The sequence below is a fragment of the Pseudomonas juntendi genome, from assembly GCF_009932375.1.
GTDB classification, from domain to species: domain Bacteria; phylum Pseudomonadota; class Gammaproteobacteria; order Pseudomonadales; family Pseudomonadaceae; genus Aquipseudomonas; species Aquipseudomonas juntendi.
The window spans coordinates 1-1640 of record NZ_BLJG01000369.1 but is presented as its reverse complement, the minus strand read 5'-3'; the positions used below and the strand labels follow the sequence as shown (position 1 = coordinate 1640).

2 protein-coding genes are annotated in these 1640 nt (G+C 64.2%); one reads left to right on the top strand and one right to left on the bottom strand.

Annotation, left to right across the window (positions count from 1 at the left end):
• Positions 1–53 precede the first annotated feature (53 nt).
• Positions 54–389, bottom strand: a complete 336-nt coding sequence (locus tag GYA94_RS26045; protein ID WP_161893394.1) for an ArsR/SmtB family transcription factor — start codon at positions 387–389, stop codon at positions 54–56.
• A 49-nt stretch (positions 390–438) separates the two neighbouring features.
• On the opposite strand from GYA94_RS26045, the gene xenA reads away from it, so the two are divergent.
• The gene (gene xenA, locus GYA94_RS26040) at positions 439–1530 is read left to right on the top strand and encodes a xenobiotic reductase XenA (RefSeq protein ID WP_009681758.1); all 1092 of its coding nucleotides are present in this window, start codon (positions 439–441) and stop codon (positions 1528–1530) included.
• Positions 1531–1640 lie beyond the last annotated feature (110 nt).

Here is a 1640-nt window from a genome sequence, read left to right as displayed (position 1 = left end):
ACCCGCCTCCTACTCGATGCCTGTTCGGGGCTGTTTGCGGCGCAGGGCAGGTATTACTGCTGGCGCAGAATGCACGCCAGCAACCCCGGGAAGCGGGCCTCCAGCATTTCGCTGCGCAGCGAATTCATGTGGGTTGTGCCCACATTGCGGGTATGCACCAACCCCGCATCACGCAAGACGCGAAAGTGGTGGGACATGCTCGACTTGGGCCGGCCGCCGTCCAGTTCGCCGCACGTGGCTTCGGCCACACCGGCCAGCTGGCGCACGATGCCCATGCGCACGGGGTCGCTCAGGGCGTACAGCAGGCGCTCCAGCACCAGGTCTTCAGGGTTGGGATGTTTATAGGCTCGCATGCTGCACATGATACCGGGGGTTTTCATTATTGCCATAGTTCGATTATGATCGAACAATCGTATCCACATAGCCCGGGAGTTTCCCATGTCCGCGTTGTTCCAACCTTACACCCTCAAGGACGTCACCCTGCGCAACCGCATTGCCATTCCGCCGATGTGCCAGTACATGGCCGAGGACGGCATGATCAACGACTGGCACCATGTGCACCTGGCCGGCATGGCCCGGGGCGGTGCCGGCTTGCTGGTGGTCGAAGCCACGGCGGTGGCGCCGGAGGGGCGCATTACCCCCGGCTGCGCCGGGATCTGGAGCGACGCCCATGCCCAGGCGTTCGTACCGGTGGTACAGGCGATCAAGGCAGCAGGTTCGGTACCGGGCATTCAGATCGCCCACGCCGGGCGCAAGGCCAGCGCCAACCGGCCCTGGGAAGGTGATGACCATATTGCCGCCGACGATGCCCGCGGCTGGGAAACCATTGCCCCGTCTGCCATTGCTTTCGGTGCGCACCTGCCAAAAGTGCCGCGTGCCATGACCCTGGAGGACATCGCCCGGGTCAAGCAGGACTTCGTCGATGCCGCCCGCCGTGCACGCGATGCCGGCTTCGAGTGGATCGAGCTGCACTTTGCCCACGGCTACCTGGGGCAGAGCTTCTTCTCCGAGCATTCCAACAAGCGTACCGATGCCTACGGTGGCAGTTTCGACAACCGCAGCCGCTTCCTGCTGGAAACCCTGGCTGCAGTACGTGAAGTGTGGCCAGAAAACCTGCCGCTGACGGCGCGTTTTGGCGTGTTGGAATACGACGGCCGTGATGAGCAGACCCTGGAAGAGTCGATCGAGTTGGCGCGGCGGTTCAAGGCTGGCGGCCTGGACCTGCTGAGCGTGAGTGTCGGCTTTACCATCCCTGATACCAACATCCCATGGGGCCCGGCGTTCATGGGGCCGATTGCCGAGCGTGTGCGCCGTGAAGCCAAGCTGCCGGTGACGTCGGCGTGGGGTTTCGGTACCCCGCAGCTGGCCGAAGCGGCATTGCAGGCCAACCAGCTGGACCTGGTGTCGGTAGGCCGCGCGCACCTGGCCGACCCGCACTGGGCCTACTTTGCGGCCAAGGAGCTGGGGGTGGAAAAAGCCTCCTGGACCTTGCCAGCGCCTTATGCGCACTGGCTTGAGCGTTATCGCTGATATCGAGCGCCGCCCGCGCGGCGCATCGCGAGCTGGCGCTCGCTCCTACGTTTGTTTCGGGCCAGTCCATCCTGTGTCAGGCGCACGCGACCGCCTTTTCGTACGACGCG